Source organism: Sphaerospermopsis aphanizomenoides BCCUSP55, assembly GCF_001586785.1.
Taxonomy (GTDB): Bacteria; Cyanobacteriota; Cyanobacteriia; order Cyanobacteriales; family Nostocaceae; genus Sphaerospermopsis_A; species Sphaerospermopsis_A aphanizomenoides_A.
Map to the genome: position 1 here is coordinate 1 of NZ_LUFH02000103.1, position 21,160 is coordinate 21,160.

General features: G+C 38.8%; 25 protein-coding genes and 1 riboswitch. Of the genes, 8 read left to right on the top strand and 17 right to left on the bottom strand.

The window, feature by feature from the left end; all coding sequences use genetic code 11:
• Nucleotides 1–223 precede the first annotated feature (223 nt).
• The gene (locus A0J48_RS21595; RefSeq protein WP_200326649.1) at nucleotides 224–2,203 is read left to right on the top strand and encodes an ABC1 kinase family protein; all 1,980 of its coding nucleotides are present in this window, start codon (nucleotides 224–226) and stop codon (nucleotides 2,201–2,203) included.
• Between the two features lie 143 nt (nucleotides 2,204–2,346).
• Here the strand turns inward: A0J48_RS21595 and A0J48_RS21600 are convergent, their stop codons facing one another.
• Both A0J48_RS21600 and A0J48_RS21605 read right to left on the bottom strand, forming a co-directional pair.
• Entirely contained in the window at nucleotides 2,347–2,781 is a 435-nt protein-coding gene (locus A0J48_RS21600) for a hypothetical protein (protein WP_200326650.1), read from the bottom strand.
• Between the two features lie 160 nt (nucleotides 2,782–2,941).
• A complete protein-coding gene (locus tag A0J48_RS21605; RefSeq protein ID WP_200326669.1) occupies nucleotides 2,942–5,968 on the bottom strand; it encodes a valine--tRNA ligase in 3,027 nt (1,008 codons plus the stop codon).
• Between the two features lie 294 nt (nucleotides 5,969–6,262).
• Here A0J48_RS21605 and A0J48_RS21610 point away from each other — a divergent pair, with 294 nt between their 5' ends.
• From A0J48_RS21610 to A0J48_RS21620, 3 genes are read left to right on the top strand one after another with little or no spacing between them, the layout of a single operon-like run.
• Nucleotides 6,263–6,652 (top strand): GxxExxY protein, encoded by a 390-nt coding sequence (locus A0J48_RS21610; RefSeq protein WP_200326651.1) that lies wholly within the window; start codon nucleotides 6,263–6,265, stop codon nucleotides 6,650–6,652.
• A gap of 49 nt (nucleotides 6,653–6,701) precedes the next feature.
• The gene (locus A0J48_RS21615; RefSeq protein ID WP_325078914.1) at nucleotides 6,702–6,953 is read left to right on the top strand and encodes a Uma2 family endonuclease; all 252 of its coding nucleotides are present in this window, start codon (nucleotides 6,702–6,704) and stop codon (nucleotides 6,951–6,953) included.
• A 6-nt stretch (nucleotides 6,954–6,959) separates the two neighbouring features.
• On the top strand, nucleotides 6,960–7,301 hold the full coding sequence (locus A0J48_RS21620) for a DMT family protein (RefSeq protein WP_200326652.1): 342 nt from the start codon (nucleotides 6,960–6,962) through the stop codon (nucleotides 7,299–7,301).
• A 55-nt stretch (nucleotides 7,302–7,356) separates the two neighbouring features.
• Here A0J48_RS21620 and A0J48_RS21625 read toward each other — a convergent pair whose 3' ends face one another.
• From A0J48_RS21625 to A0J48_RS21680, 13 genes are all read right to left on the bottom strand, one after another.
• Nucleotides 7,357–7,584, bottom strand: a complete 228-nt coding sequence (locus A0J48_RS21625) for a hypothetical protein (protein WP_200326653.1) — start codon at nucleotides 7,582–7,584, stop codon at nucleotides 7,357–7,359.
• A 13-nt stretch (nucleotides 7,585–7,597) separates the two neighbouring features.
• Nucleotides 7,598–7,999, bottom strand: a complete 402-nt coding sequence (locus A0J48_RS21630; RefSeq protein ID WP_200326654.1) for a hypothetical protein — start codon at nucleotides 7,997–7,999, stop codon at nucleotides 7,598–7,600.
• Nucleotides 8,000–8,004: 5 nt separating this feature from the next.
• Nucleotides 8,005–8,217: a hypothetical protein gene (locus A0J48_RS21635; protein ID WP_127053780.1), complete on the bottom strand. Its 213-nt coding sequence runs from the start codon at nucleotides 8,215–8,217 to the stop codon at nucleotides 8,005–8,007.
• A gap of 45 nt (nucleotides 8,218–8,262) precedes the next feature.
• A complete protein-coding gene (locus A0J48_RS27510) occupies nucleotides 8,263–8,391 on the bottom strand; it encodes a hypothetical protein (RefSeq protein ID WP_267910326.1) in 129 nt (42 codons plus the stop codon).
• Nucleotides 8,392–8,492: 101 nt separating this feature from the next.
• Nucleotides 8,493–9,146 carry a hypothetical protein gene (locus tag A0J48_RS21640; RefSeq protein ID WP_200326655.1) on the bottom strand — a complete coding sequence of 218 codons (654 nt, stop codon included), beginning with the start codon at nucleotides 9,144–9,146 and terminating at the stop codon, nucleotides 8,493–8,495.
• A gap of 121 nt (nucleotides 9,147–9,267) precedes the next feature.
• The gene (locus tag A0J48_RS21645; protein ID WP_200326656.1) at nucleotides 9,268–10,173 is read right to left on the bottom strand and encodes a hypothetical protein; all 906 of its coding nucleotides are present in this window, start codon (nucleotides 10,171–10,173) and stop codon (nucleotides 9,268–9,270) included.
• A gap of 19 nt (nucleotides 10,174–10,192) precedes the next feature.
• Nucleotides 10,193–10,372: a PCP reductase family protein gene (locus A0J48_RS21650; protein ID WP_200326657.1), complete on the bottom strand. Its 180-nt coding sequence runs from the start codon at nucleotides 10,370–10,372 to the stop codon at nucleotides 10,193–10,195.
• Between the two features lie 257 nt (nucleotides 10,373–10,629).
• Nucleotides 10,630–11,073, bottom strand: a complete 444-nt coding sequence (locus A0J48_RS21655; RefSeq protein WP_200326658.1) for a hypothetical protein — start codon at nucleotides 11,071–11,073, stop codon at nucleotides 10,630–10,632.
• Between the two features lie 181 nt (nucleotides 11,074–11,254).
• Complete coding sequence (gene thiC, locus A0J48_RS21660) at nucleotides 11,255–12,628, bottom strand: phosphomethylpyrimidine synthase (protein ID WP_200326659.1); 1,374 nt, start codon at nucleotides 12,626–12,628, stop codon at nucleotides 11,255–11,257.
• A 6-nt stretch (nucleotides 12,629–12,634) separates the two neighbouring features.
• Nucleotides 12,635–12,731, bottom strand: a riboswitch (TPP riboswitch).
• A 149-nt stretch (nucleotides 12,732–12,880) separates the two neighbouring features.
• On the bottom strand, nucleotides 12,881–13,354 hold the full coding sequence (locus tag A0J48_RS21665; RefSeq protein WP_200326660.1) for a DUF2726 domain-containing protein: 474 nt from the start codon (nucleotides 13,352–13,354) through the stop codon (nucleotides 12,881–12,883).
• Complete coding sequence (locus A0J48_RS21670; RefSeq protein ID WP_200326661.1) at nucleotides 13,354–13,566, bottom strand: hypothetical protein; 213 nt, start codon at nucleotides 13,564–13,566, stop codon at nucleotides 13,354–13,356. Before A0J48_RS21670 ends, A0J48_RS21665 begins: the two co-directional genes overlap by 1 nt.
• Before the next feature lie 117 nt (nucleotides 13,567–13,683).
• Entirely contained in the window at nucleotides 13,684–14,004 is a 321-nt protein-coding gene (locus tag A0J48_RS21675; protein ID WP_200326662.1) for a hypothetical protein, read from the bottom strand.
• Nucleotides 14,005–14,265: 261 nt separating this feature from the next.
• The gene (locus tag A0J48_RS21680; RefSeq protein ID WP_200326663.1) at nucleotides 14,266–15,033 is read right to left on the bottom strand and encodes a Uma2 family endonuclease; all 768 of its coding nucleotides are present in this window, start codon (nucleotides 15,031–15,033) and stop codon (nucleotides 14,266–14,268) included.
• A 93-nt stretch (nucleotides 15,034–15,126) separates the two neighbouring features.
• On the opposite strand from A0J48_RS21680, the gene A0J48_RS21685 reads away from it, so the two are divergent.
• The 3 genes from A0J48_RS21685 to A0J48_RS21695 all read left to right on the top strand — a co-directional run bounded on the left by A0J48_RS21685 (nucleotide 15,127) and on the right by A0J48_RS21695 (nucleotide 19,198).
• The gene (locus A0J48_RS21685) at nucleotides 15,127–15,714 is read left to right on the top strand and encodes an rRNA large subunit pseudouridine synthase E (RefSeq protein WP_200326664.1); all 588 of its coding nucleotides are present in this window, start codon (nucleotides 15,127–15,129) and stop codon (nucleotides 15,712–15,714) included.
• A 205-nt stretch (nucleotides 15,715–15,919) separates the two neighbouring features.
• Entirely contained in the window at nucleotides 15,920–17,845 is a 1,926-nt protein-coding gene (locus tag A0J48_RS21690; RefSeq protein ID WP_200326665.1) for a serine/threonine phosphatase, read from the top strand.
• A 108-nt stretch (nucleotides 17,846–17,953) separates the two neighbouring features.
• The gene (locus A0J48_RS21695) at nucleotides 17,954–19,198 is read left to right on the top strand and encodes a protein kinase domain-containing protein (protein ID WP_200326666.1); all 1,245 of its coding nucleotides are present in this window, start codon (nucleotides 17,954–17,956) and stop codon (nucleotides 19,196–19,198) included.
• Here the strand turns inward: A0J48_RS21695 and A0J48_RS21700 are convergent.
• Complete coding sequence (locus A0J48_RS21700; RefSeq protein WP_200326671.1) at nucleotides 19,184–19,393, bottom strand: Uma2 family endonuclease; 210 nt, start codon at nucleotides 19,391–19,393, stop codon at nucleotides 19,184–19,186. The two genes, A0J48_RS21695 and A0J48_RS21700, sit on opposite strands and share 15 nt — an antisense overlap.
• A 290-nt stretch (nucleotides 19,394–19,683) precedes the next feature.
• Complete coding sequence (locus A0J48_RS21705; RefSeq protein WP_200326667.1) at nucleotides 19,684–19,902, bottom strand: DUF4327 family protein; 219 nt, start codon at nucleotides 19,900–19,902, stop codon at nucleotides 19,684–19,686.
• A 576-nt stretch (nucleotides 19,903–20,478) separates the two neighbouring features.
• On the opposite strand from A0J48_RS21705, the gene A0J48_RS21710 reads away from it, so the two are divergent.
• Complete coding sequence (locus A0J48_RS21710) at nucleotides 20,479–20,874, top strand: tetratricopeptide repeat protein (RefSeq protein ID WP_200326668.1); 396 nt, start codon at nucleotides 20,479–20,481, stop codon at nucleotides 20,872–20,874.
• The last annotated feature ends 286 nt before the right edge of the window (nucleotides 20,875–21,160 follow it).

The following is a 21,160-nucleotide window of genomic DNA, read 5'->3' on the forward strand; positions in this document are numbered from 1 at the left end:
GTAGGGGAAGCAGGGGAGGCAGGGGAAGAAAAATTAATTTTTCCTCCTGAACTCCTGGAATTCCTGAACTCCTGGAATTCCTGAACTACTGAACTACTGAACTACTGAACTCCTAAACTACTGAACTCCTAAACTACTGAACTCCTGAACTTTGGAAATATGCTGAAATGGCAACCTTTTGTTACAATACTTAACAGCGTTCATCTAACTGGTGGCTTTCCTCATGATGGTTAAGAGTTTCACGCCCCCTAGTTCCCAATCAACTCTGGAGGACAGTGGCAACAGCAATTTGTCCGTGATTGATGTAGTGCCTGAAAATGGGACACAAGCCTTAGTTAGCAATTCTCCTAGAATGTTAAGGAAAATTCAAGTTGAACCGGAAACTATGGGTTACGATCCGGTAGAGATTCAAAAACAGTATGAAAGTAAGCCTTTACAGGTATTAAACCGGATTTTGACAGTTTTACGACCAACGTTGTCTTATGCTTTCGGTTTGTGGTGGGATAAGCGACGAGGTGTGACTGTCAAGAATGACCATCGTCGTGCTATTCAACTGCGAGAATTGTTAACCAAGTTGGGGCCTGCTTATATCAAAATTGGACAAGCACTGTCCACTCGTCCTGATTTAGTTCCACCAGTGTATCTGGAGGAGTTAACCAGACTGCAAGACCAATTACCAGCTTTCCCGAATGAGATTGCTTACCAGTTTATTGAGGAAGAACTGGGGGCAAAACCAGATGAAATTTATGCGGAACTTTCTCCCGAACCAATTGCTGCTGCTTCTTTAGGACAGGTATATAAGGGTAAGCTGAAAACTGGGGAAGAAGTGGCTGTTAAGGTACAGCGCCCAGATTTAAGAGAAATAATTACTATAGATTTATACATTTTGCGCCGCCTTGCTGGTTGGGTAAAGCGTAAGGTGAAGCGAGTCAGGAGTGATTTAGTCGGTATTTTGGATGAATTGGGCGATCGCATTTTTGAAGAAATGGACTATATCCATGAAGGTGAAAATGCAGAACGCTTTTTTGAATTATACGGGCATTTACCAGATGTTTACGTTCCCCAAATTTATTGGGAATACACCAACCGTCGTGTGTTAACGATGGAGTGGATTAACGGGATTAAATTAACTCAAACCCAGGAAATTAAGGAACTGGGAATAGATGCACGCTATTTAATTGAAGTGGGTGTGCAGTGTTCTTTACGTCAATTATTAGAACATGGATTTTTCCATGCTGATCCCCACCCTGGTAATTTGTTAGCTACTTTTGATGGTAAGTTGGCTTATCTTGACTTCGGGATGATGAGCGAGATTAGACCACCACAACGTTATGGTTTAATTGAGGCGATCGTTCACGTTGTTAACCGTGATTTTGATGCTTTAGCACAAGATTACGTGAAATTAGAGTTTCTTTCTCCAGAAACAGATTTAACACCCATTGTTCCAGCTTTTGGCAAAGTTTTTGCTAATGCTCAAGGTGCAAGTGTCGCGGAATTAAATATTAAAAGCATTACCGATGATTTATCGGCATTAATGTATGAGTATCCTTTCCGCGTTCCTCCTTACTACGCTTTAATTATTCGTTCTTTGGTAACGTTAGAGGGGATTGCTATCTATATTGATCCTAACTTTAAAGTTCTGAGTGAAGCTTATCCCTATGTTTCTAAAAGACTTTTGACAGATCCAGCAGATGAATTAAGAACATCATTGCGAGATTTACTTTTTAAAGATGGTAAATTCCGTTGGAATCGTTTGGAAAATTTGTTAAAAAATGCTCGAAATAATCAAGATTATGACTTTAATTTAGTAGTTAGTCAGGGAGTAGAGTTTCTATCTTCTGAACGTGGTGCATTTATTCGTGACAGACTGGTTGATGAGTTGATAAATGGACTCGATGCCATGAGTAGAAATGCCTTACATAGTGTTACATCTGTGTTGAGAGAAAGAGTAGGAATAACAGCGATTAGTGAAACTCCTGCGGCTACAGTTGAACAACAACAAACCTTAGAATATATCAAACGAATTGTAGGTATTTTGCGAGAAACTAGAGGCTTTGATGCAGCAAAACTAGCTCCTCAAATAGCGCAGGTAATTGTTAATCCTCAAGTGCAAAATTTAGGTCAAAAAATCGCCCATCGCTTTACACAAAAAGCTATGGCTAAGTTGATTCGGCAATTATTAGCAGCAGAAGAAATGGGGTGATTGGTGACAGGTGACAGAGAAGAAGCAGGGGTGCAGGGGTGCAGGGTGCAAGGGGAGAATATTAACTTTTGCCTCTTGCCTCTTGCCTCTTGCCTTTTGCCTTTTTCCTTCTGTTCCCTGTTCCCTATTCCCTGTTCCCTTCTTTAAGAATTATCTTCTTGATGACCATTTTTATCGCGTTTGAGACTTTCTTCTAAGGCTTGAATTTGTTCCCGACGCGCTTCTAATTCTAAAGTACGACGTGCTAAATCTTGACTTTGCAAAGTTAAAGATTGTCGCCAATTTTCTGCTTGGTCTGCTTCCTGTCGTAAAAATTCTGGAGTAATACCAGTTGTGAGAAAAGTTTGTACTAGATAGAGTACCCAATTAGTTGCATCTTCAATGGTTTTGATATCACCTGTGGGGTCAAGCTCAACTAATACTAATACTTTCTCATTCATGGTGTTACCTTTTCCCAAAAGAATGAAAGCCTCTTCGGAAATGATAGACCATACATATTCAGATTCCTGACGTGCTAATAAACGTAATTGATACTGGTCTAAAAATTCGTTTTTGTGTACTTGGGCTAGGTATAACATAAGAGTTCAAAATTAGGGAAAAGGGAACAGGGAAAAGGGAACAGGGAACAGAAGGAAAAAGGCAAAAGGCAAGAGGCAAGAGGCAAGAGGCAAGAGGCAAAAGTTAATATTCTCCCCTTGCACCCCTGCTTCTTCTCTGTCACCTGTCACCTGTCACCTACTATAAAGAACTGAGTCTCTCGCGTAAAATTTCCGCTTGTTTTTCTGCTTCTGTTAAAGCGTTTCTGGTGGTTTGTACCACATCTGCGGGTGCTTTATCTACAAAACTAGCATTACTGAGTCTTGCACTTAAAGATTTAGCTTCCGCTTCCACTTTACTCAAGCTTTTCTCTAGTTTGGCACGCAATACTTCAATATCAACTACTCCAGTTAAGGGAATAACCACCTGAACTGTACCGACAACACCAGCAATGGAATTTTCTTTTTCGGGAGTTGGTATTATTTCTGGTTCTGTTGGTGTTTCTTTGACTGGGAAGTATTTAGCAAATAGTTCTTGTCTGGCTTTGACATTTAGTAAGTAGCGAACAACAAACCAACCTGTATATAACAAACCAACTGTTTCAAAGAAAGTACCAAAAAGTGGTAAACCCAAAGATGTATTTCCGACAAAGATAGCAACTCTGAGAGTAACTAACACAGCAAGAATTAAGCCAACTGTTTTCACTGTACGCCAATAGGGGCTAGTAAAAATGGGGTTAATTTTTGGTGCTTCTACAGTATTTGTAGTAGTTGTGGGAGCTTGAATTGTTAATGTTTCTACCTTAGCTAAGTCTTGGATGTAAGACTGTCCAGTGGTGAGAATTGACCTTTCTTTATCGCTTTCACTTTGGAATTTTACAGTGATTTTTACACCTGGTTTGACATCAGCTTCGGCGCGTAAATTGCGAATGGTGCGGATTGTATCAATTAACAAATTAAACTGTTCTTCTAAGCTTGAATCAATTAAATTTGTATCCGCTTCAGGATAGCTTTGTAAAGCTAAAATCTGGGGATTTTCCGCTGGTTGTTGGGTAAGAGTTTGCCAAATTTCTTCTGTAATATGGGGCATGAAAGGATGTAATAACTTTAATACTCCTTCCAAAACGTAGGCGAGAATTTGTTGGGCAACTTTGCGAGATGCTGGGTCTGCATCTTTTTGTAATCTGGATTTTACTAATTCAATATACCAATCACAGAAATCTCCCCAAATAAACTCATAAAGTCCTTTAGCCGCTTCCCCTAAACCGTAATTATCAATGTAGTGATTTGTCTGTTGAACTACTTGATGATAACGGGAAAGAATCCATTTATCACTAAGTTCTGTTGGTTGGGGTTTACCCAGTTGGGCTGGAGTTTGTCCATCCAAATTCATCATTACAAATCTGGAAGCATTCCATATTTTATTGGCAAAATTACGAGATGCTTCAACTGATGTTGATTCGTCTTTTTTGCGGTCATATTCTAAACGAATATCTTGACCAGCACCCGCTACTTCTTTCACTAAAGTATAACGGAGGGCATCAGTTCCATATTTATCAATCAACAATAATGGGTCAATACCATTATTTGCTGATTTGGACATTTTCTTATTATTTTCATCCCTCACTAAACCGTGAATATAAACAGTTTTGAAAGGCATTGTTTCGGTAAAATGTCCCGCCATCATCGTCATTCTCGCTACCCAGAAAAAGATGATGTCAAAGCCTGTAACTAAGGTGGTGTTGGGGTAATAAGTTTCAAAATCTGGGGTTTTTTCAGGCCAGCCTAAAGTAGAGAAAGGCCATAAACCAGAAGAAAACCAAGTATCTAAAACATCGGGGTCTTGTTCTAACTTGACTTCTTCACCAAATTGTGCTTTAGCTTTTTCTAAAGCTTCTGCTTCCGTGCGGGCGACAAAATGGGGTGTAGTGTCGGTAATTTCTCCGCCGGTTTCACTCACAGCATACCAAGCGGGGATTTGATGACCCCACCAAAGTTGACGAGAAATACACCAGTCACGCAGATTTACTAACCAGTCACGATAAACCTTAGTCCAGCGTTGGGGGACAAACTCAGGGGAATTTTGATTATCTAGGAAATCTAAGGTTTTGTCAGCGAGGGGGCGAATTTTCACGAACCACTGGGTGGAAAGCAGAGGTTCAACGGGGACTTTGCCGCGATCGCTATAAGGTACTGTATGTTTATATTCTTCTATTTTTACTAGTACGCCATCAGCTTCTAAACGGGCAATGACATTTTTTCTAGCAACAAAGCGGTCTTGTCCTTGAAACTCTCCTGCATTTTCATTCAGCGTGCCGTCTTTGTTCATAATATTGATAAACGGCAAATTGTGACGCTTACCCATTTCAAAGTCGTTAGGGTCATGGGCAGGAGTTACTTTCACGCATCCTGTACCGAAAGCAGGGTCAACTAACTCATCCCCAATAATGGGAATTTCCCGGTTCATGATGGGTAAGGTGAGAGTTTTACCAATTAAATCTTTATACCGTTCATCTTCAGGGTTAACCGCAACGGCTGTATCACCTAACATCGTTTCTGGTCGAGTTGTCGCCACTTCCACAAACCCAGAACCATCACTGAGGGGATAACGAAAGTGCCAAAGATTACCATTTACTTCTTTGGGTTCGACTTCTAAATCAGACACCGCAGACTGGGAAGCGGGACACCAGTTAACTAAATAATTACTGCGGTAAATTAAGCCTTCTTCATATAGCTGAATAAATGCTTCTAAAACTGCTTTTGATAAACCTGCATCTAAGGTAAAGCGTTCCCGTGACCAGTCCACAGATACACCCAAACGGCGTAATTGATTAACTATTGTACCGCCAGATTCATTTTTCCATTGCCAAGCCCGTTCTAGAAATTTTTCTCGACCGACATCATCGCGGTTTGTTCCTTCGGCTTTGAGTTGCTTTTCGAGAATGGTTTGAACTGCTATGCTGGCGTGGTCTGTTCCTGGAACCCATAAGGTGTTTCGTCCCTTCATCCGATGGTAGCGCACGAGGGTATCAATCAATGCGCTTTCAAAGGCATGACCTATATGTAAACTGCCGGTAACGTTTGGTGGAGGAATGACGATGCAATAGGGTTCACCTTTGTGCTTGGGGTCTGCTTTGTAGACTTGGTTTTCTTCCCAGAATTTTTGCCATTTGGCTTCTGTGGAGAAGGCTTCGTAGAGACTGGGGAGATTGGGAATAGTTGCGGTCATGCTGGGAATAATCAGTTTTTTAGGACTCTGATCAATTTTGCCACAAGGTTGGAGGGGATTTGATGCCAAGGTAGCATAGATGGTGATTGTCTGTTGGTGTTGATGATGGTTTAATTTTTACGAACCGCAAAGTTCGCAAAGTTCGCAAAGTCGGAGGTTTTTGTATTTTTAGAAAAGGATGGTGATTTTCTGTTGGTGTTGATGATGGTTTAATTTTTACGAACCGCAAAGTTCGCAAAGTTCGCAAAGTTCGCAAAGTTAGAGGTTTCTGTATTTTTAGAAAAGGAAGTTAGGATGAGACAGCCAAATGAACAGGTGGAACAATTAGCGTATAGAGTGATTGGAGCAGCAATTGAGGTACATCAGGTATTAGGTTCTGGGTTTTTGGAGGAGGTATATCATAGGGCATTAAGAGAGGAATTTCTTTTTCGTCAGATACCTCATACTTTTGAGCATCCAGTAAAATTACACTATAAAGGTCGTCTTGTCGGAGAGGGTAAATTAGATTTTTTAGTTGGAGATTCTCTAATTGTAGAATTAAAAGCTGTGCAGAGTTTAACTCCAATCCATGAAGCACAAGTTCTCTCATATCTAAAAATGACTAAATACCCCCTCGCACTCCTCATCAACTTTAACGTTTCCCTCCTCAGAGAAGGCATAAAACGCATTATTCTCTCTTCTTAAACCCTCTTCCTTTGCGCTCTTTGCGTACTTTGCGGTTCGTTATTTAATTATTGAAGTATTAACACCAAGTACGAAAACCATAGATAGGAAGGAGAAACTGATCGACTACAAATTTTTACCAAGCTTACGGGAATATGTTTTAATTTCTCAAGATGAAGTCAAAGTAGAAGTTTATCGTCAGGATGAACAGGGGAATTGGACGATACAAATTTTGATTCATAAGGATGATAAATTACATTTAGATTCAGTTGGTTTAATTATTGAAATGACTGATATCTATGAAGATGTTATTAATTTTTGATTAACTATGTTTAAACCGATAATTTTGTTACTTATTTCTAATATTTTCATGACTTTTGCTTGGTATGGGCATTTAAAAGATTTACGTTCTGCTCCTCTTTGGATTGCAATTATAGCCAGTTGGTCTATTGCCTTTTTTGAATATTGTTTTCAAGTTCCCGCAAATCGTATAGGTTCTCAATATTTCAGCTTACCACAATTAAAGGTTTTACAAGAAATTATCACTATGCTTGTTTTTGCAGGATTTAGTGTAGGTTATATGAAAATGCCTATTACTCGTAATTATTTTTTAGCTGCTATGTTACTTGCAGGTGCAGCTTATTTAATTTTTAGTGAAAAGACAAGATAAAAAAGTCAGAATTCAAAGTAATTTAAAATAATATTGGTATCAATGAGAATTTTCACTAAAGATACTTCTCTACTCGATGTTCTTCTAACATTGCATTCACCTGTTCATCGGTTGGTGCTGGTTGATTGGTTTTTAATAAACCTTTCATTTGTTGAATAATGCGAGTACGTTCAAATTTTTGACTGGGTTGATTTTGCAAGGATTCGATGATTGCACGGACGAGTTCTAAGCGATCGCTCTCTGGTAGTTGAAAGGCTTGCTCTTTCAGTTCTTGCAGTGACATAGAGGTTATTTTACTACGATTTAGGTTTAATCTCAAATTCCAGTTGGGAACGATAGAAAGAAACATCAAATTCCATAAAAAAGTTAGTTTGTCCCAGAATTAAAGGCGCATTTGGTTTACTCACCCATGCAAAAGCCAATCTAACTGAGGGAAATTCACCTATTTCAGCATTTGCGGAAAATGGCATTGCTGCTTGATTGAGATTACCTGCTAATTGGATAATAGCTTTGCTTTCATCCCATACTCCACCTAATTGAAGACCTATTTCATAAGGTAAAACATTGATAGTCGCACCACTATCTACTAAACCAAGTGCTTCTACTATTTCATCTCCTCGACGCAAAACTAATGGAACTCTTGGTAAACTATCAAATTCGTTTTGGCTGGGGTGGCTTGTTGAATACTTAAACCGCATAAACTTTAATCATGAGAAACTGATTGATTTAGTGCTTCCATGAGAATTTCTCCTGCACCAAAGTTATTATAAGGCGTTGGTAGGTGATATGTTTTAAAGGGTTCTAATGGAGAAATATCTTCAGCGGTGTCCAAGTCTTCTGCAAGGATGCGAATTAATTTGAGTTTTTCTGGTGCTGAAAGTTGTTGAATTGATGGGAGTAACTCGGTTAATGTCATATTTTCCTACTGGATGTGTTTGAGGTATGTAGAGTCAGAGTTATCTTATTCTATTTTATCTAATAGCGATCGCATTTCCCAAAATAACATAACATTACAGGCGATCGCATTCCCTAAAATCACATCACAAGCGATCGCACTACGATAAGCTAGAGATAACGCTATCCTTACCATAATCCCACTTCATAAATATGGTATTGCATCATTCAAGTATGAATTGTGTTTCGCGCAAAGACGCAAAGGAGCAAAGACGCAAAGGAAGAATAAGATACACATTAATTTTTACATAAGGCTTTCATATCAACGGGATGTATTTTTTCATTCTCATTCAGTGGTTGACCCATTCTTAATTTCAATGTTGATAGCAAAAGTTTGTACTGGCCTAATATTGAAGAATCTTCAACAGCTTTCTCTATCTGTGATTCAGAAATATTTCTACTTGGTCTGGCGTATGCAATTCTCAAATTATACTGACCATAAGTAGCAGAAGAAATATATAAATTACGATTTGATTTTCTAAGATTTTTAAGACTAAAATACCATGCTTCTTTCTGTCTTTTATCTGGATTTATACCTAGTACAACTCCAGATTTATAGTAAGAACCATTATCAATCACTATTGTTTGCATACTTGGATTAAAGTTAGCATCGTTTTGGTTGTCATTACTAAGTTCAAAAAAGACAATATTTCCCGGATCAGTCTTGACGCTATATAAATCATATCTTGATTCAAAATTATCATTCAGACTCCCACGCGGAGCAACCTTATCATTTGCATCAATACTACCCTGAATAGTCTCACATTTAATAGGAAAAAGATTTTCACCAGGAACTAAAATCACTTTTTTATCTTTTGTTTCTGCAAAAGAAGGTAATGCAGTCAGCAAAACCAGCGCACATCCTTGGAATATCAATTGATAAATTTTCATGATTTTTTATCCATTTTTATCAAGATTCTACATTAATTTTTATTCAAAAAACATCGTTACTTATTTAACTTTGGTAACGATGTTTAGCGTTATATCAAAAAAAACCATTAACAAATATATCCTATTGTTCCCGATTCCGCAATCTTTGCAACAATTCCTCACGAGATAAATTACCCAAAGAAAGAAGTAACTGAGTGCGTTCAGAAATAGGAATGTTAGCAATCTTTTCCACCAAACCAGATAACTCAGCATCCAAACTACCAAAACGCCCTTCCAGAAGAGAAGTTATCAAAGAAAGTTGTCCTTCCTGTTTTCCTTCTTGCTTCCAGTCTTCTATTTGTTGTAAATAAGCCGGTGATAAGTTCATAATTACTTCCTCTTCTTCCTTGCTTAAATTATCTCTCAATTCTAAATTCTTGCGCCAGTCCGCTAAAATCTCTAACAAATTCTCTCGAAAAGGGTTGTTTTCTGGTAACTCAGTTAACTCCTCTACCGCTCTTTTCTGTGTTCCTCCTTTCCCCAAAACTCTCAACCATAACGTATCTTCATTTTCTGGTAATTGATGAATCACAACTATTGCTGTTTTCAAGATATTAGGCAGAAAATAAACACCTTGAACCCAATCTTCTGTAATTTCAACTGCACCTAATCCTGTAATCATCCGAGATGAAAAAGTTGGTGTTAAAATCCATAAAATCGGAAATTCTGATTCAGCAATATTTTTATTTTCTCGTTTTGCTTTTCTGACAACATCGCCATGAACAGCATATAACTTGAGTAAACAACTGCGAATTTCTATTTCTGATGGTGGGTTGTGAAAAGGCTCAATTAAACATTGAGTTTTTGCCATCTTCCCTAATAAACCTAAAGGTAGATTTTCCTGAGTTGGAGAAGGAAATGGTTCAAACCAAACATCTATTTCTTGAACTTCGCTTTTAACTTTTTCGCTTTTTTTAATTGTTCCTAGAGGTGTTAATAATTCCTCTAGATATTCTTTAGCAAATTGGTCATGAGATTGTCGATTCATTGAGAATTAGATGTATATGTTAGTTAAAATTCTTATTGAATAGTTGTTTAGCTTGTTCATAAACTTCAAGAGTTATGACAGATACACCATTTTCCTGAGCATAATTTTCTATCTTCTTCCGAGCAAAAGGACGGACAAAAAAAGGAATTTCTTTGATTTTTGCTTCCGCTTCAGCAGTCCATTTAATAGATTCACTCATTGATTTTTAGGGTTGAATTGCGATATCAGAATTTTGATGTATGCACAGTTCAGTAATTAATAACGTTACCAGGTTCAACTGCTTCTTGTTTTCATTCTTACCGTTGTTGTAAGTAAGTAGGTGATAAATTCATCTTCTAACTTATAGCAGTTTCGAGGTAAATGAGGTACAAACTAAAATTCAAAACATGGCTTACGCCAAGCTGCGCTATCAAGCAGCTAGGAGTTTTCACTCCTGACTCCTGAATTCTGCTGTAATTATTGTTTTTCTAGACTTAAAGTGCAAACCCGTTGTAACATTTTTTGGCTGGCCACATTGTCAACATCAACCCGAAAATATTGAGGCCAATTGTCTATTAAAGAAGTATAGGTCTTCCAGGATGGATTAGCAGTCAAATTTCCAGAGTTACAAGATTTGGTGTATGCAATTCTTTTCTTATTATTAAGACTGTATTCAAATACAACAACTTTCATTTTGGGAAACTTATCATTATCGTTATAGAATCCATCTTGATTGTTGAGAGTATCGTCAACCAGCATATTCTCAAAATTAATACTTCTTTCGTTTAACTTGAGTATTTCACCGCTATGAACTTTACCAAAATCTACCCATTGTCCTTTGTCTATTTCAGCAATGACCGGTGTTGAAAATAGAGACAGAGCCGAAATTGTGATTGCTGTCGCGTATTTTGTTAGTTGCATGATTCTATTGTTACAGAATTTATACTTAAAATTACCCAGTTTTAATATATATCAGGTCAATATTTTTTGCAAATAGGTCATTAAATTGACAAGCTACTGAAGAACCAAAAATATTTCGATATGATTTTAAATTTAAAATCCCCAACTTCTTGAAGAAATCGGGGATTATGTTGTTCAGTATTTAAACCTGAGCTACTTTTTCCTTAGCCAAAAACTTCTCCAACTCAGTCAACGCATCAGCATCAACTTTTGTCTGCATTGGACAGAATTTCGGCCCACACATAGAACAGAACTCAGCAGTTTTATAGATATCTGCTGGTAAAGTTTCGTCGTGATATTCCTTTGCTCTATCGGGATCTAAAGATAACTCAAATTGACGATTCCAGTCGAAATTATACCGAGCTTTCGATAGTTCATCATCTCTATCTCTAGCACCAGGGCGATGTCTAGCAATATCCGCCGCATGAGCCGCAATTTTATAAGCAATTAAGCCATTCCGCACATCTTCAGCATTAGGTAAACCTAAATGTTCTTTAGGAGTCACATAACACAACATTGCAGTACCATACCATCCCGCCATAGCAGCACCAATAGCTGAAGTAATATGGTCATAGCCAGGAGCAATGTCAGTCACCAAAGGACCAAGAACATAGAAAGGAGCTTCTGAACACTCTTCCATTTGCTTGCGGACATTGAACTCAATTTGATCCATTGGTACGTGACCGGGACCTTCCACCATCACTTGTACATCATGTTCCCATGCTCTGCGGGTGAGTTGTCCCAGGGTTTTCAGTTCCGCTAACTGGGCTTCATCCGTGGCATCATGGGTACATCCAGGGCGCAAGGAGTCGCCTAAACTGAAGGAAACATCATATTTCTTGAAAATCTCAATGATGTCGTTGAAATGGGTATAAAGCGGGTTTTGTTTGTGGTGATGCAACATCCACTTGGCCAAAATACCACCACCACGAGAGACAATACCTGTGATGCGGCTTCTGACTAAGGGTAAATGCTCAATCAAAATTCCCGCGTGGATAGTTTGATAGTCTACCCCTTGTTGGGCGTGTTTTTCGATCACGTGAAGAAAGTCATCAGCGGTGAGATTTTCCATTTTACCGTGGACGCTTTCTAAGGCTTGGTAAACTGGTACAGTCCCAATGGGAACGGGTGAAGCCTTGATAATAGCGGTGCGAATTTCATCTAAATTACCGCCACCTGTGGACAAGTCCATCACGGTATCAGCACCATATTTAATAGATAATCTGAGCTTGTCCAATTCTTCTTCCACATTAGAAGAATTAGGGGATGCACCAAGATTGGCGTTAACTTTACATTTAGAGGCGATACCAATAGCCATCGGCTCTAAATTAGTGTGATTAATATTAGCAGGGATAATCATTCTTCCCCGTGCCACTTCTTCACGGATGAGTTCTGGAGGCAGGTTTTCCCGCTTCGCAACGTGGTACATTTCTTCAGTAATGACACCCTGACGAGCATAGTGCATTTGCGTTACGTTGCCCTGTCCACGTCGCTTGGCTACCCATTCAGTTCGCATATTCAAATCCTCAATATACAGCTTCCCTACGCTGGTATTACCCAGTCTCAGGTGTTAAGGGTTTGATCTCAGCTTGGTTTTCCAAGCACCCCTAGCATTTATCAGATTTTAGCATTTTGTTGATTAGCGGGGGGAGAATCAAGGTAAGAAATTGTGAGAATGGAATTTATTTTATGTTTTGGACGCATACTGCTGACACGGAACTTGTAGAGTAAGTGCAACGTAAGAAAGCAAAAAAATAAGTATTATTTACTAAGCTATTGCTGGCAAATGAGCTAAATTAAATGGTTGACAATAATTTCTAATTAAGGATGTGGCGTTTTCTCGATTTTGTCCTGTAAATAGGTTAAAGATTATTTGTTCATTTTGGGTGTAAAGATGTAATAAACCAAAGTCTTTGATTCGTGAATAAAGTAATGGAACTCCTGCTAATGTGAGTAAATGTAATTTTTTATTGTCTCGTTCTTTTGCTTCGGGATAATCATGATATGTAGATTGAAATTCTACCACTAAGCAAGGTTGATAATTATTATTTGTAATGAGAGCATCTACGCTGGAACTAAAGAAAAATTTTCTTAGTTCTGTATCAAGACCTTTATCTAATTCGCAAAATGAGCATAAGCTTACCTGTGTATGAATTTTATAATTTTCATCTATACAGGTTTGCAGAAATTCTAACATTCTTTCTTCGTAAGGGTTAACCAGTCTTTTGGGTTTGATAGACATTAGTTTTTCTCCATTAATATTTTTGCAAAGTAAGTGATAAACTCTTCTAAAACTTCAGCAGAAGTGATACATACTTGCCAACTATAGGGAAAAAGTTTATCTATCCTGACCTTTAAACAGTAGTTATTGCTTTCTTCAAAGTAATGTTTCACCTCTTGAAAATAAGAATCTTTTAAACTAAAACTACCTACAGATGCTAAAATACCTAACATCTCTTGATGATTACCAAATCCATTAAAAATATCCTTTTCTTTGCTGGGTCTTATCCAGTAACTTCCTGCTTGTATCTCGTCAATATCATTTCCTTCTTTCCATGTTTCTATAGTTAACTAAGGTTCCCAATTTAGTACCAAAAGATGTGGATAAATTAGAATTTGAGGAATAGAAATATATAAACTATCTTGTCTTTGCGATAAAACAAGTTGATAACGTTTGGCACCCTTACCAGGATTTTTCAACCGATATCCTATATATTGAGATGTTCGCTTCTCTTCAAACTTCTCATAAAAACCTAGTTTAGCTAACATACTGATAGCTAAAGATAACAAATCTTCCCCACCTTCAATTACCTGAATATTCGTGGAAACCAAACGAGGAACACCGTTTTCAACCTCAAAGCGTTGGATGACATCGTATATAATTTTTGACATTGCTTTTTCCAAAAACCTTAACCAAGGTTCATGGAATTATCATAAACCCTATTTTCTAAAATTACAACAGTCTTAGCTAAGATTTTTGGATTTTGTGAAAAAGGCTGATTTTCCCCGTAAAGACATCTACGCAAAAAATATAGAGACGCTATATATAGTGTCTCTACAATGGTTCTTGATACTCGATATTTACAAATCTTGAACTTTGCGCCTACCCTGCGGGATCTCCTTACGGAGATTGCGCCTTTGCGTGAGGTACATTCAAACCTCATCCGGGTTAACCCCCAACTCCCGCAATCGTTCCGCTAAACGTGCGGCTTTTTGCTGTTCCTGTTCCAACTGAGACGTTAACTGCTGGGTTTCCGTAGTTAACTGTACACATTTTTCCCCACTATGTAACAACAAATTCCCCTGTAAATCCCACCAACGTAACCAGGGAGCTTGCATATTATTATACATTCCTTCCCAAATTCCCAACTCTACACCTAACGGTAAAATCGGATAATGCCCCCTTTCATTAGCTGGTAATAATTCATAACGTCCATTCACTAAATAATACATTTCTACACTGGCTTTCTGGACTTCATAAATACCATAAAACGGTACTCTAATTGCTTGTTCATATACCCAGAACTTACCGTTAAACGGTGTTTTATCCCTTTCTTCTGCACCATCACCAGACACAAATTCTAAAACTATTAAAGGTGCTATATATTCCTGCCATAATACGTAGGAACGGCGGAATTTACCGTTTAACATTGGTGGTACATTGGCTACATAAAACCAATCTGGTGCTTCTGCGCCTTTTTCTGGAGGGTCAGTTAAACGCCAATAAATACCGCAGTCTTGACCGATCGCATATTGTCCATCAGGATGTATTTTTTGCAAGGTGCTATTGATGGAGTCTGTTAGTAAGATGCTTTGGGGATGTTCTTGAAAATTTTTCACGAAAGTTCCATCCGACTCTGGTAACTCGGTGTGGTCGGGAAGATGGGTAATATCTATGTCAGCAGGTTTAGCAAGAGTCATAGAACTGGGTTTGGGTTTAAAGACTCAATCGCATTTATTCTATTATGTCATTCTGGGCGATCGCCTAATAATTCCTAATTCGACCAATGACTAATGACTAATGACTTTAAGTATATTATTTTTCATAAACCCTATGGAGTCTTGAGTCAATTTACTCAGGAATCTCCTCAACACATTACCCTGAAAGATTTTATTGATGTTCCTGATATCTATCCTGTGGGGCGTTTAGATTGGGATAGTGAAGGGTTAATGTTATTAACTAATGATGGACAATTACAGCATCGTCTTGCTAACCCCCGGTTTGGTCATCAACGCACTTACTGGGTACAGGTAGAACGTATTCCTGACACTGAAGCTATCCAAAAGTTATGCACAGGGGTAGAAATTCAAGATTATCGGACTCGTCCTGCTCAAGTTAAGCTATTTTTAGAAGCACCTACAGTCAGCGATCGCAACCCTCCGATTAGATTTAGAAAAAATATTCCCACGGCTTGGCTGGAAATGACTCTCACAGAAGGGAAAAACCGCCAGGTGCGGCGCATGACTGCTGCGGTAGGATTTCCAACTTTACGATTAATTCGGGTCAGTATTGCCCAACTACAATTAAATGGTCTACAACTAGGTGAATGGCGTTATCTCACACACTTAGAAATCCAAGGTTTGAAAAAGTCTCGGATTTAATTTAATGAACATGGGGTGATGGGGCATTGGGCATTAGCCATACTCCTTCTTCTGCCTTTGGCGATTACAATTAATACTGTCGTCACTATTTCGTGGTAAATCCACATTCACTTGTATATCCACTGTAATCAGGGTCAGCTAATTGTGGCACTTTGAATCTTAGTGGCTATAAGCATCTTAGAAGGAAAATCAAGGAATTTCTACTATGCTGATTTGCCCGCACTGTCAATTTGAAAACCCCAATGACAACAAGTTTTGTCAAAATTGTGGCACGTCTTTAACTTATAGGAGTTGTCATGAATGTGGATCTGAAGTTGCTTTAGATACACAACATTGTCAAACCTGTGGTGCTGAATGCGGCACAATTTGGTGGGCAATTCTTACCCAAGAAACTCCTGTTGTCGTTTCAGAATTTGGGGATGCCTTTACATACACTCAGGGAAATATCAATTCTCAGCCACAATTTGCCCTAGGCTCATTTTTAGACCGAGAAAAACGCTATCAGTTATTGGCACCGATACCAAGTTCAGAGGTAATAACGGCCAATACTGAATTTAAAGTTCGGGTTTTAGATTGCCACCCCTATCAAATCTCACCTATTGAGGCAATGTTAGAAAATCAACCAAATGGTTTGATTGTGCCATCAGTAAGTGTGATTGGGATTCCTCATTTAGCTAAAGCTTATGTGGCATTACAACCAGAAAACCCACCGGGAATACCACTAATTCACGATGCTTGGCAGCAAGATAATATACAGGTAGTTTTGTTAGAAGACCGTTCTCATTGGCAGTTGTTACTGGATGCTTGGCAAGATCAGACAACCCATCCGTTACAGATTTTACACTGGTGTTACCAGATGATTCAACTTTGGGAAGTGCTAGAACGGGTGAATTGTCGCCAAAGTTTGTTGGAGTTATCTAATCTGCGACTGGATGAGGATCAAACTCTGGGATTACAACAGTTGTATCTGGAAACACCAGGGAATAATTTGTCACAGGATGGAGATCAGCCTTTAACTATTAAGGCTTTGGGAAGAGTTTGGCATACTTTATGTCAACAGTCCCAACGCACTCAACTTGCTTCGGTTGTACAGATGTTGGAGGATTTAGAAGTCGGTAAAATTGAAACTTTGGCAGAATTGCGATCGCAGTTGGAGAAAATAGCGACAGAACTGGCACCGCCTGGTGATGATAATTTGAGTTCTACAGAAGCACAAAATTCTTCTGTGCCTACTATTCTGCAAGATGATGATGGTGAAGAGATCGACAGAAACGAAGATGCACCAACAATTATATTGTCAATGCAGTTAAAGAGCTTGGAAAATACAGGTCGTACTGATGTCGGTCGTCAGCGCAATCACAATGAAGACTATTTTGGCATTGAAAGTAAGCAGCAAAAACTAGAATTACCCAGAAGTCGGAATTTACAAGCACGCGGTTTGTATATTTTATGTGATGGTATGGGGGGACACGCTGGTGGTGAAGTAGCCAGTGAGTTAGCTGTCAATACTCTGCGACAATTCTTTCAAGAAAACTGGGTAGGTGGGGAATTACCAACGGCAGAAACTATCCAAAAAGCTGTTTTTTTAGCGAATGAGACGATTTACAATCTCAATCAACAAGGACTGCGTTCTGGTGTGGGGCGTATGGGTACTACCTTGGTAATGTTATTAATGCATAATACTAAGGGCGCAGTCGCTCATGTCGGTGATAGTCGTCTTTATCGTTTTACACGCAAACGGGGACTGGAACAAATGACTGTGGATCACGAAGTTGGTCAACGGGAAATTGCCAAAGGTGTAGAACCTAGCCTTGCTTATGCTCGTCCAGATGCCTATCAACTGACCCAAGCTATTGGTCCAAGAGATGCAAATTTCCTCCATCCAGAGGTAGATTTTTTCGAGATTCGTGAAGATACTCTCCTGCTGTTAGCTTCGGACGGTTTATCAGATAATGATTTAGTAGAAAGTAATTGGCAGACTCATCTAGAACCTCTGCTAAGTTCTAGCACTAATCTGGAATCAGGTCTAAGCGACTTGATTGATTTAGCAAATGAACATAATGGCCACGATAACATTACGGGTATACTGATTCGGGTAAAGGTTTCTCCCAATCAACAAAGTTGGGAATAAACTAACTTGTAACCAATCTAAAATCTGCAACCGAATTCAAGTAGCAGAAAACATCATCATTAGGATCTTTGACGAGCAATTTTATTCTCTTAACTTTTAGGCTTTCTTGTGGTTACTCTGACCCTATTAGACGATCAACATAAAACTCCACTTCAACAGTGGTGCTTTGAGGGTTCGACCGTGATTCGTATTGGTCGGGCGGTGGATAATCACGTTGTTTTAACTAATAGTTTAGTTTCTCGGTATCATCTCGAACTTAAACAATTAAGTGCTGGTGGCAAGGGTGATGCTTGGCAGGTAATTAGTCAAGGCACAAATGGTACTTTTCTGAATGGGGTTCTGGTGACGAAAAGTACATTGCCGGATAATTCCCTGCTGCAACTAGCACAGCGAGGACCTATACTCAAATTTCAACTTCAGGATCTACCAGAACCTACTGTTTCACCTTGGCCACCCATACAGGAGGAAACTGAAAATCTCTCTGCTTCCACTTGTACTCACGAAGGTAACTCCCCCAACAATATATTTTGTGTTCACTGTGGTCAACCTCTCACGGTTCTCCACCGCATTCGTCATTATCAGATTTTAAGAATTCTGGGACAGGGAGGAATGGGTACTACTTACTTAGCGTGGGATGCTATCGGTTTGAGTACGGGAGTACCGCAGTTGTTGGTGCTAAAGCAGATGAATGCGGATATGGCTAAAATTGCTAAGGCACAGGAGTTATTTGAACGGGAAGCTAATACTCTTAAATGTCTTAATTATCCAGGAATTCCCAAGTATTACGACTTTTTTGTCGAAGGTGGTAAAAAATACTTGGCAATGGAATTAATTCATGGACAGGATCTAGAAAAACGGATATATATCAATGGGCCTGTCACACCTCATCAAGCGATCGCTTGGATGATTCAAACCTGTGATGTTTTAGAATATCTCCACAGCCAAGATCCACCGCTAATTCACCGTGATATTAAACCAGCTAACTTGATGGTGAGGGGTGCTAATAATCGTGTTGTGGTGTTAGATTTTGGGGCTGTTAAGGAAACTGGTACTGCATCGGGTACAAGAATTGGTGCGGAGGGTTATTGCGCTCCTGAACAGGAGAGAGGACAACCTTTGACACAATCTGATTTGTATGCGATCGGTCCGACGTTGATTTTTTTACTGACGGGGGAAAATCCTTTGAAGTTTCTCCGTCAGCGGGGACGTGGTTTTTGCTTTGATGTTAAAAATATACCCACAATTACGCCTAAGCTGCGAGAAGTGATTGAGCGTGTGACGGAACCTTTACCGCGCGATCGCTATCAAACTGCTCAAGATGTAGCTAAGGCTCTCATGTCAGTCACCAGCTAAAAGAATCTGATTAGCCGTTAAACTCAATTCTGGGAATGTCAATGACATTACTCGGTCATCACTTCTGAAGTGATTAATTTGATACTCGTCTTTTATGAGGGAAAAAACGGTTATTCTTGCTTTTTTGGGGTTGCCAACGAATTTAGTAGCACCATAAGGCCGGTAATCTACTATCCAGTATTCTTTGATTCCCATCAAAGATTTTACGTCTTTATACAAGTATCAAGATAGCCTTAATCTAATAAAAGCAGCCTAGCGACTAATTGACATACTCCCCGCCCTAAAAGTGCGGAAATTCTTTCTTTCAAACCACAGTTGCAGTTTCATACCGTCTTAAACTATCTCGCCCAACAGACAATGCCCTGCCTGTTTGCACTATTGTATCAGAAAGCCGTCTCCGGACGGGGAACCTCAAACCCATTTTTTCGGTAATTGGTAATTTTCTCTCCTGCTTCCCTGATCCTCTGCTCCCTAACTTTCAGTTTTTAATCTTCGTCCCATTTTTCTACAGCTATTAGATCAGCAATTGGATCTTGCATACTAAAGCCAAAGTCGAGGAGTTCCTGTTTCCAGTGCTGCCATTCATTGCCATAGAGTAAGGCAATTTTCCAGATGCTGTCAGTGGGCTTGATAATATTGGATTCTACGAGTGATTGCACATTGCGCTGCAATTTCACCATAGGGTGAATCACTTGCTGAGTCATAACCTCAATGTAGTTCAGATTTTATTTGGATAAATGCTTAGTTAAAACTGCTTTCGGTTGGCAATTATTACTGGTGCGTGAGTCCCTATCAGCTAGGCAAAGCTAGTTTTAACTTCTACAGTATAACATAACTTATTTTAGTCAATTGCTAGAAAATTGGTTTTGTACGGTAATCACGACCACAAACTGCTATTTATGCTTAAAAAATCACATTTCGAGAAATTTAGCAAATATTCGGATGATTATAGGCTTTTTTAGCTTTTTTTAAAGGTGAAATCTCATGGAAACAACGAGATGCTCGACTTCTTGAACAAGTAAGGTGTTTGCTATCTTAGCATCAGCCATATCTTTGATTGGGCATAAGTAAGTCGGTGTGAAAAAATAGAGGTATGTAACAAAATGTAAATTTGCTAAAAGTCTCTTCCCTCTTGCCTTTTGCCTTTTGCCTTGCCATAACGACATTTTTCAATGCCAACCTACTTAGAGTGATAGTTTTTGTGGATTTGTGGGTAATCTCATAGATAGGAGAGGAGAATTGCTGTTATTTTAATTGTTGATCGCAGCAAATTTTGAGTTATGGCAAGTTCTGGAAGTGATTACTTAGAAAAACGTCGTCAGCAGATTGAGCGTAAGCAAAGAATTGTTACATATATTTCCTTATTCTCTTTTGGTGGTTCTATATTATTTGGGGGATTTAATACTATCAAACAGGCTTGGGAAAAGCCTAAAGAACCATCGGTAGTTCAATCAGCTGAGACTGAATTACAGAAACAGGCTAAGGGTTATGAGTTGGTGTTGCAAAGAGAACCGAATAATCAATTGGCGTTGGAGAAGTTATCGGTGATTAAGTTACGGATGGGGGATAACAAAGGAGCGATCGCGCTGATGGAGAAGTTGGTGAAGTTGCATCCTGATCGGCAGGATTATCAGACTGTGTTGGCGGATGTGAAGAAGAGAAATGAGATAAATTAATGAAATAGATATAATATTTATCATAGCGAACACAACCCTATTCTTCCACAATGGGAAATTATGGATAGTATTAAACTTGATTTTCCAACACAGTTACCAGATCACAGTTTTGATCAGGTCAATGTGTAGAAAGTTTGATTTTAGGATTTTTATTTGTGCATTATTTACCCATAACCTGCTGTATTTATTGAGCTTTTAAGTAATTAATAAATTCTGTGACTTCTGTGACTGCATCATATTGATCATGATAATTAATATATTGAGTGAATACTTGTATATCTAAGTC

What these genes read in the sequence shown, in the direction of transcription:
- A0J48_RS21610 (WP_200326651.1), top strand. Translation starts at nt 6,263, where the DNA reads ATGAGACAGCCAAATGAACAGGTGGAACAATTAGCGTATAGAGTGATT.
- A0J48_RS21710 (WP_200326668.1), top strand. Translation starts at nt 20,479, where the DNA reads ATGGCAAGTTCTGGAAGTGATTACTTAGAAAAACGTCGTCAGCAGATT.
- A0J48_RS27510 (WP_267910326.1), bottom strand. Translation starts at nt 8,391, where the DNA reads ATGGTAAGGATAGCGTTATCTCTAGCTTATCGTAGTGCGATCGCTTGT.
- A0J48_RS21665 (WP_200326660.1), bottom strand. Translation starts at nt 13,354, where the DNA reads ATGTCTATCAAACCCAAAAGACTGGTTAACCCTTACGAAGAAAGAATG.
- A0J48_RS21625 (WP_200326653.1), bottom strand. Translation starts at nt 7,584, where the DNA reads ATGTCACTGCAAGAACTGAAAGAGCAAGCCTTTCAACTACCAGAGAGC.
- A0J48_RS21705 (WP_200326667.1), bottom strand. Translation starts at nt 19,902, where the DNA reads ATGACTCAGCAAGTGATTCACCCTATGGTGAAATTGCAGCGCAATGTG.
- A0J48_RS21650 (WP_200326657.1), bottom strand. Translation starts at nt 10,372, where the DNA reads ATGAGTGAATCTATTAAATGGACTGCTGAAGCGGAAGCAAAAATCAAA.
- A0J48_RS21605 (WP_200326669.1), bottom strand. Translation starts at nt 5,968, where the DNA reads ATGACCGCAACTATTCCCAATCTCCCCAGTCTCTACGAAGCCTTCTCC.
- A0J48_RS21680 (WP_200326663.1), bottom strand. Translation starts at nt 15,033, where the DNA reads ATGACTCTTGCTAAACCTGCTGACATAGATATTACCCATCTTCCCGAC.
- A0J48_RS21645 (WP_200326656.1), bottom strand. Translation starts at nt 10,173, where the DNA reads ATGAATCGACAATCTCATGACCAATTTGCTAAAGAATATCTAGAGGAA.
- A0J48_RS21670 (WP_200326661.1), bottom strand. Translation starts at nt 13,566, where the DNA reads ATGTTAGGTATTTTAGCATCTGTAGGTAGTTTTAGTTTAAAAGATTCT.
- A0J48_RS21640 (WP_200326655.1), bottom strand. Translation starts at nt 9,146, where the DNA reads ATGAAAATTTATCAATTGATATTCCAAGGATGTGCGCTGGTTTTGCTG.
- A0J48_RS21685 (WP_200326664.1), top strand. Translation starts at nt 15,127, where the DNA reads ATGACTAATGACTTTAAGTATATTATTTTTCATAAACCCTATGGAGTC.
- A0J48_RS21600 (WP_200326650.1), bottom strand. Translation starts at nt 2,781, where the DNA reads ATGTTATACCTAGCCCAAGTACACAAAAACGAATTTTTAGACCAGTAT.
- A0J48_RS21675 (WP_200326662.1), bottom strand. Translation starts at nt 14,004, where the DNA reads ATGTCAAAAATTATATACGATGTCATCCAACGCTTTGAGGTTGAAAAC.
- A0J48_RS21655 (WP_200326658.1), bottom strand. Translation starts at nt 11,073, where the DNA reads ATGCAACTAACAAAATACGCGACAGCAATCACAATTTCGGCTCTGTCT.
- thiC (WP_200326659.1), bottom strand. Translation starts at nt 12,628, where the DNA reads ATGCGAACTGAATGGGTAGCCAAGCGACGTGGACAGGGCAACGTAACG.
- A0J48_RS21635 (WP_127053780.1), bottom strand. Translation starts at nt 8,217, where the DNA reads ATGACATTAACCGAGTTACTCCCATCAATTCAACAACTTTCAGCACCA.
- A0J48_RS21595 (WP_200326649.1), top strand. Translation starts at nt 224, where the DNA reads ATGATGGTTAAGAGTTTCACGCCCCCTAGTTCCCAATCAACTCTGGAG.
- A0J48_RS21690 (WP_200326665.1), top strand. Translation starts at nt 15,920, where the DNA reads ATGCTGATTTGCCCGCACTGTCAATTTGAAAACCCCAATGACAACAAG.
- A0J48_RS21620 (WP_200326652.1), top strand. Translation starts at nt 6,960, where the DNA reads ATGTTTAAACCGATAATTTTGTTACTTATTTCTAATATTTTCATGACT.
- A0J48_RS21630 (WP_200326654.1), bottom strand. Translation starts at nt 7,999, where the DNA reads ATGCGGTTTAAGTATTCAACAAGCCACCCCAGCCAAAACGAATTTGAT.
- A0J48_RS21700 (WP_200326671.1), bottom strand. Translation starts at nt 19,393, where the DNA reads ATGGGAATCAAAGAATACTGGATAGTAGATTACCGGCCTTATGGTGCT.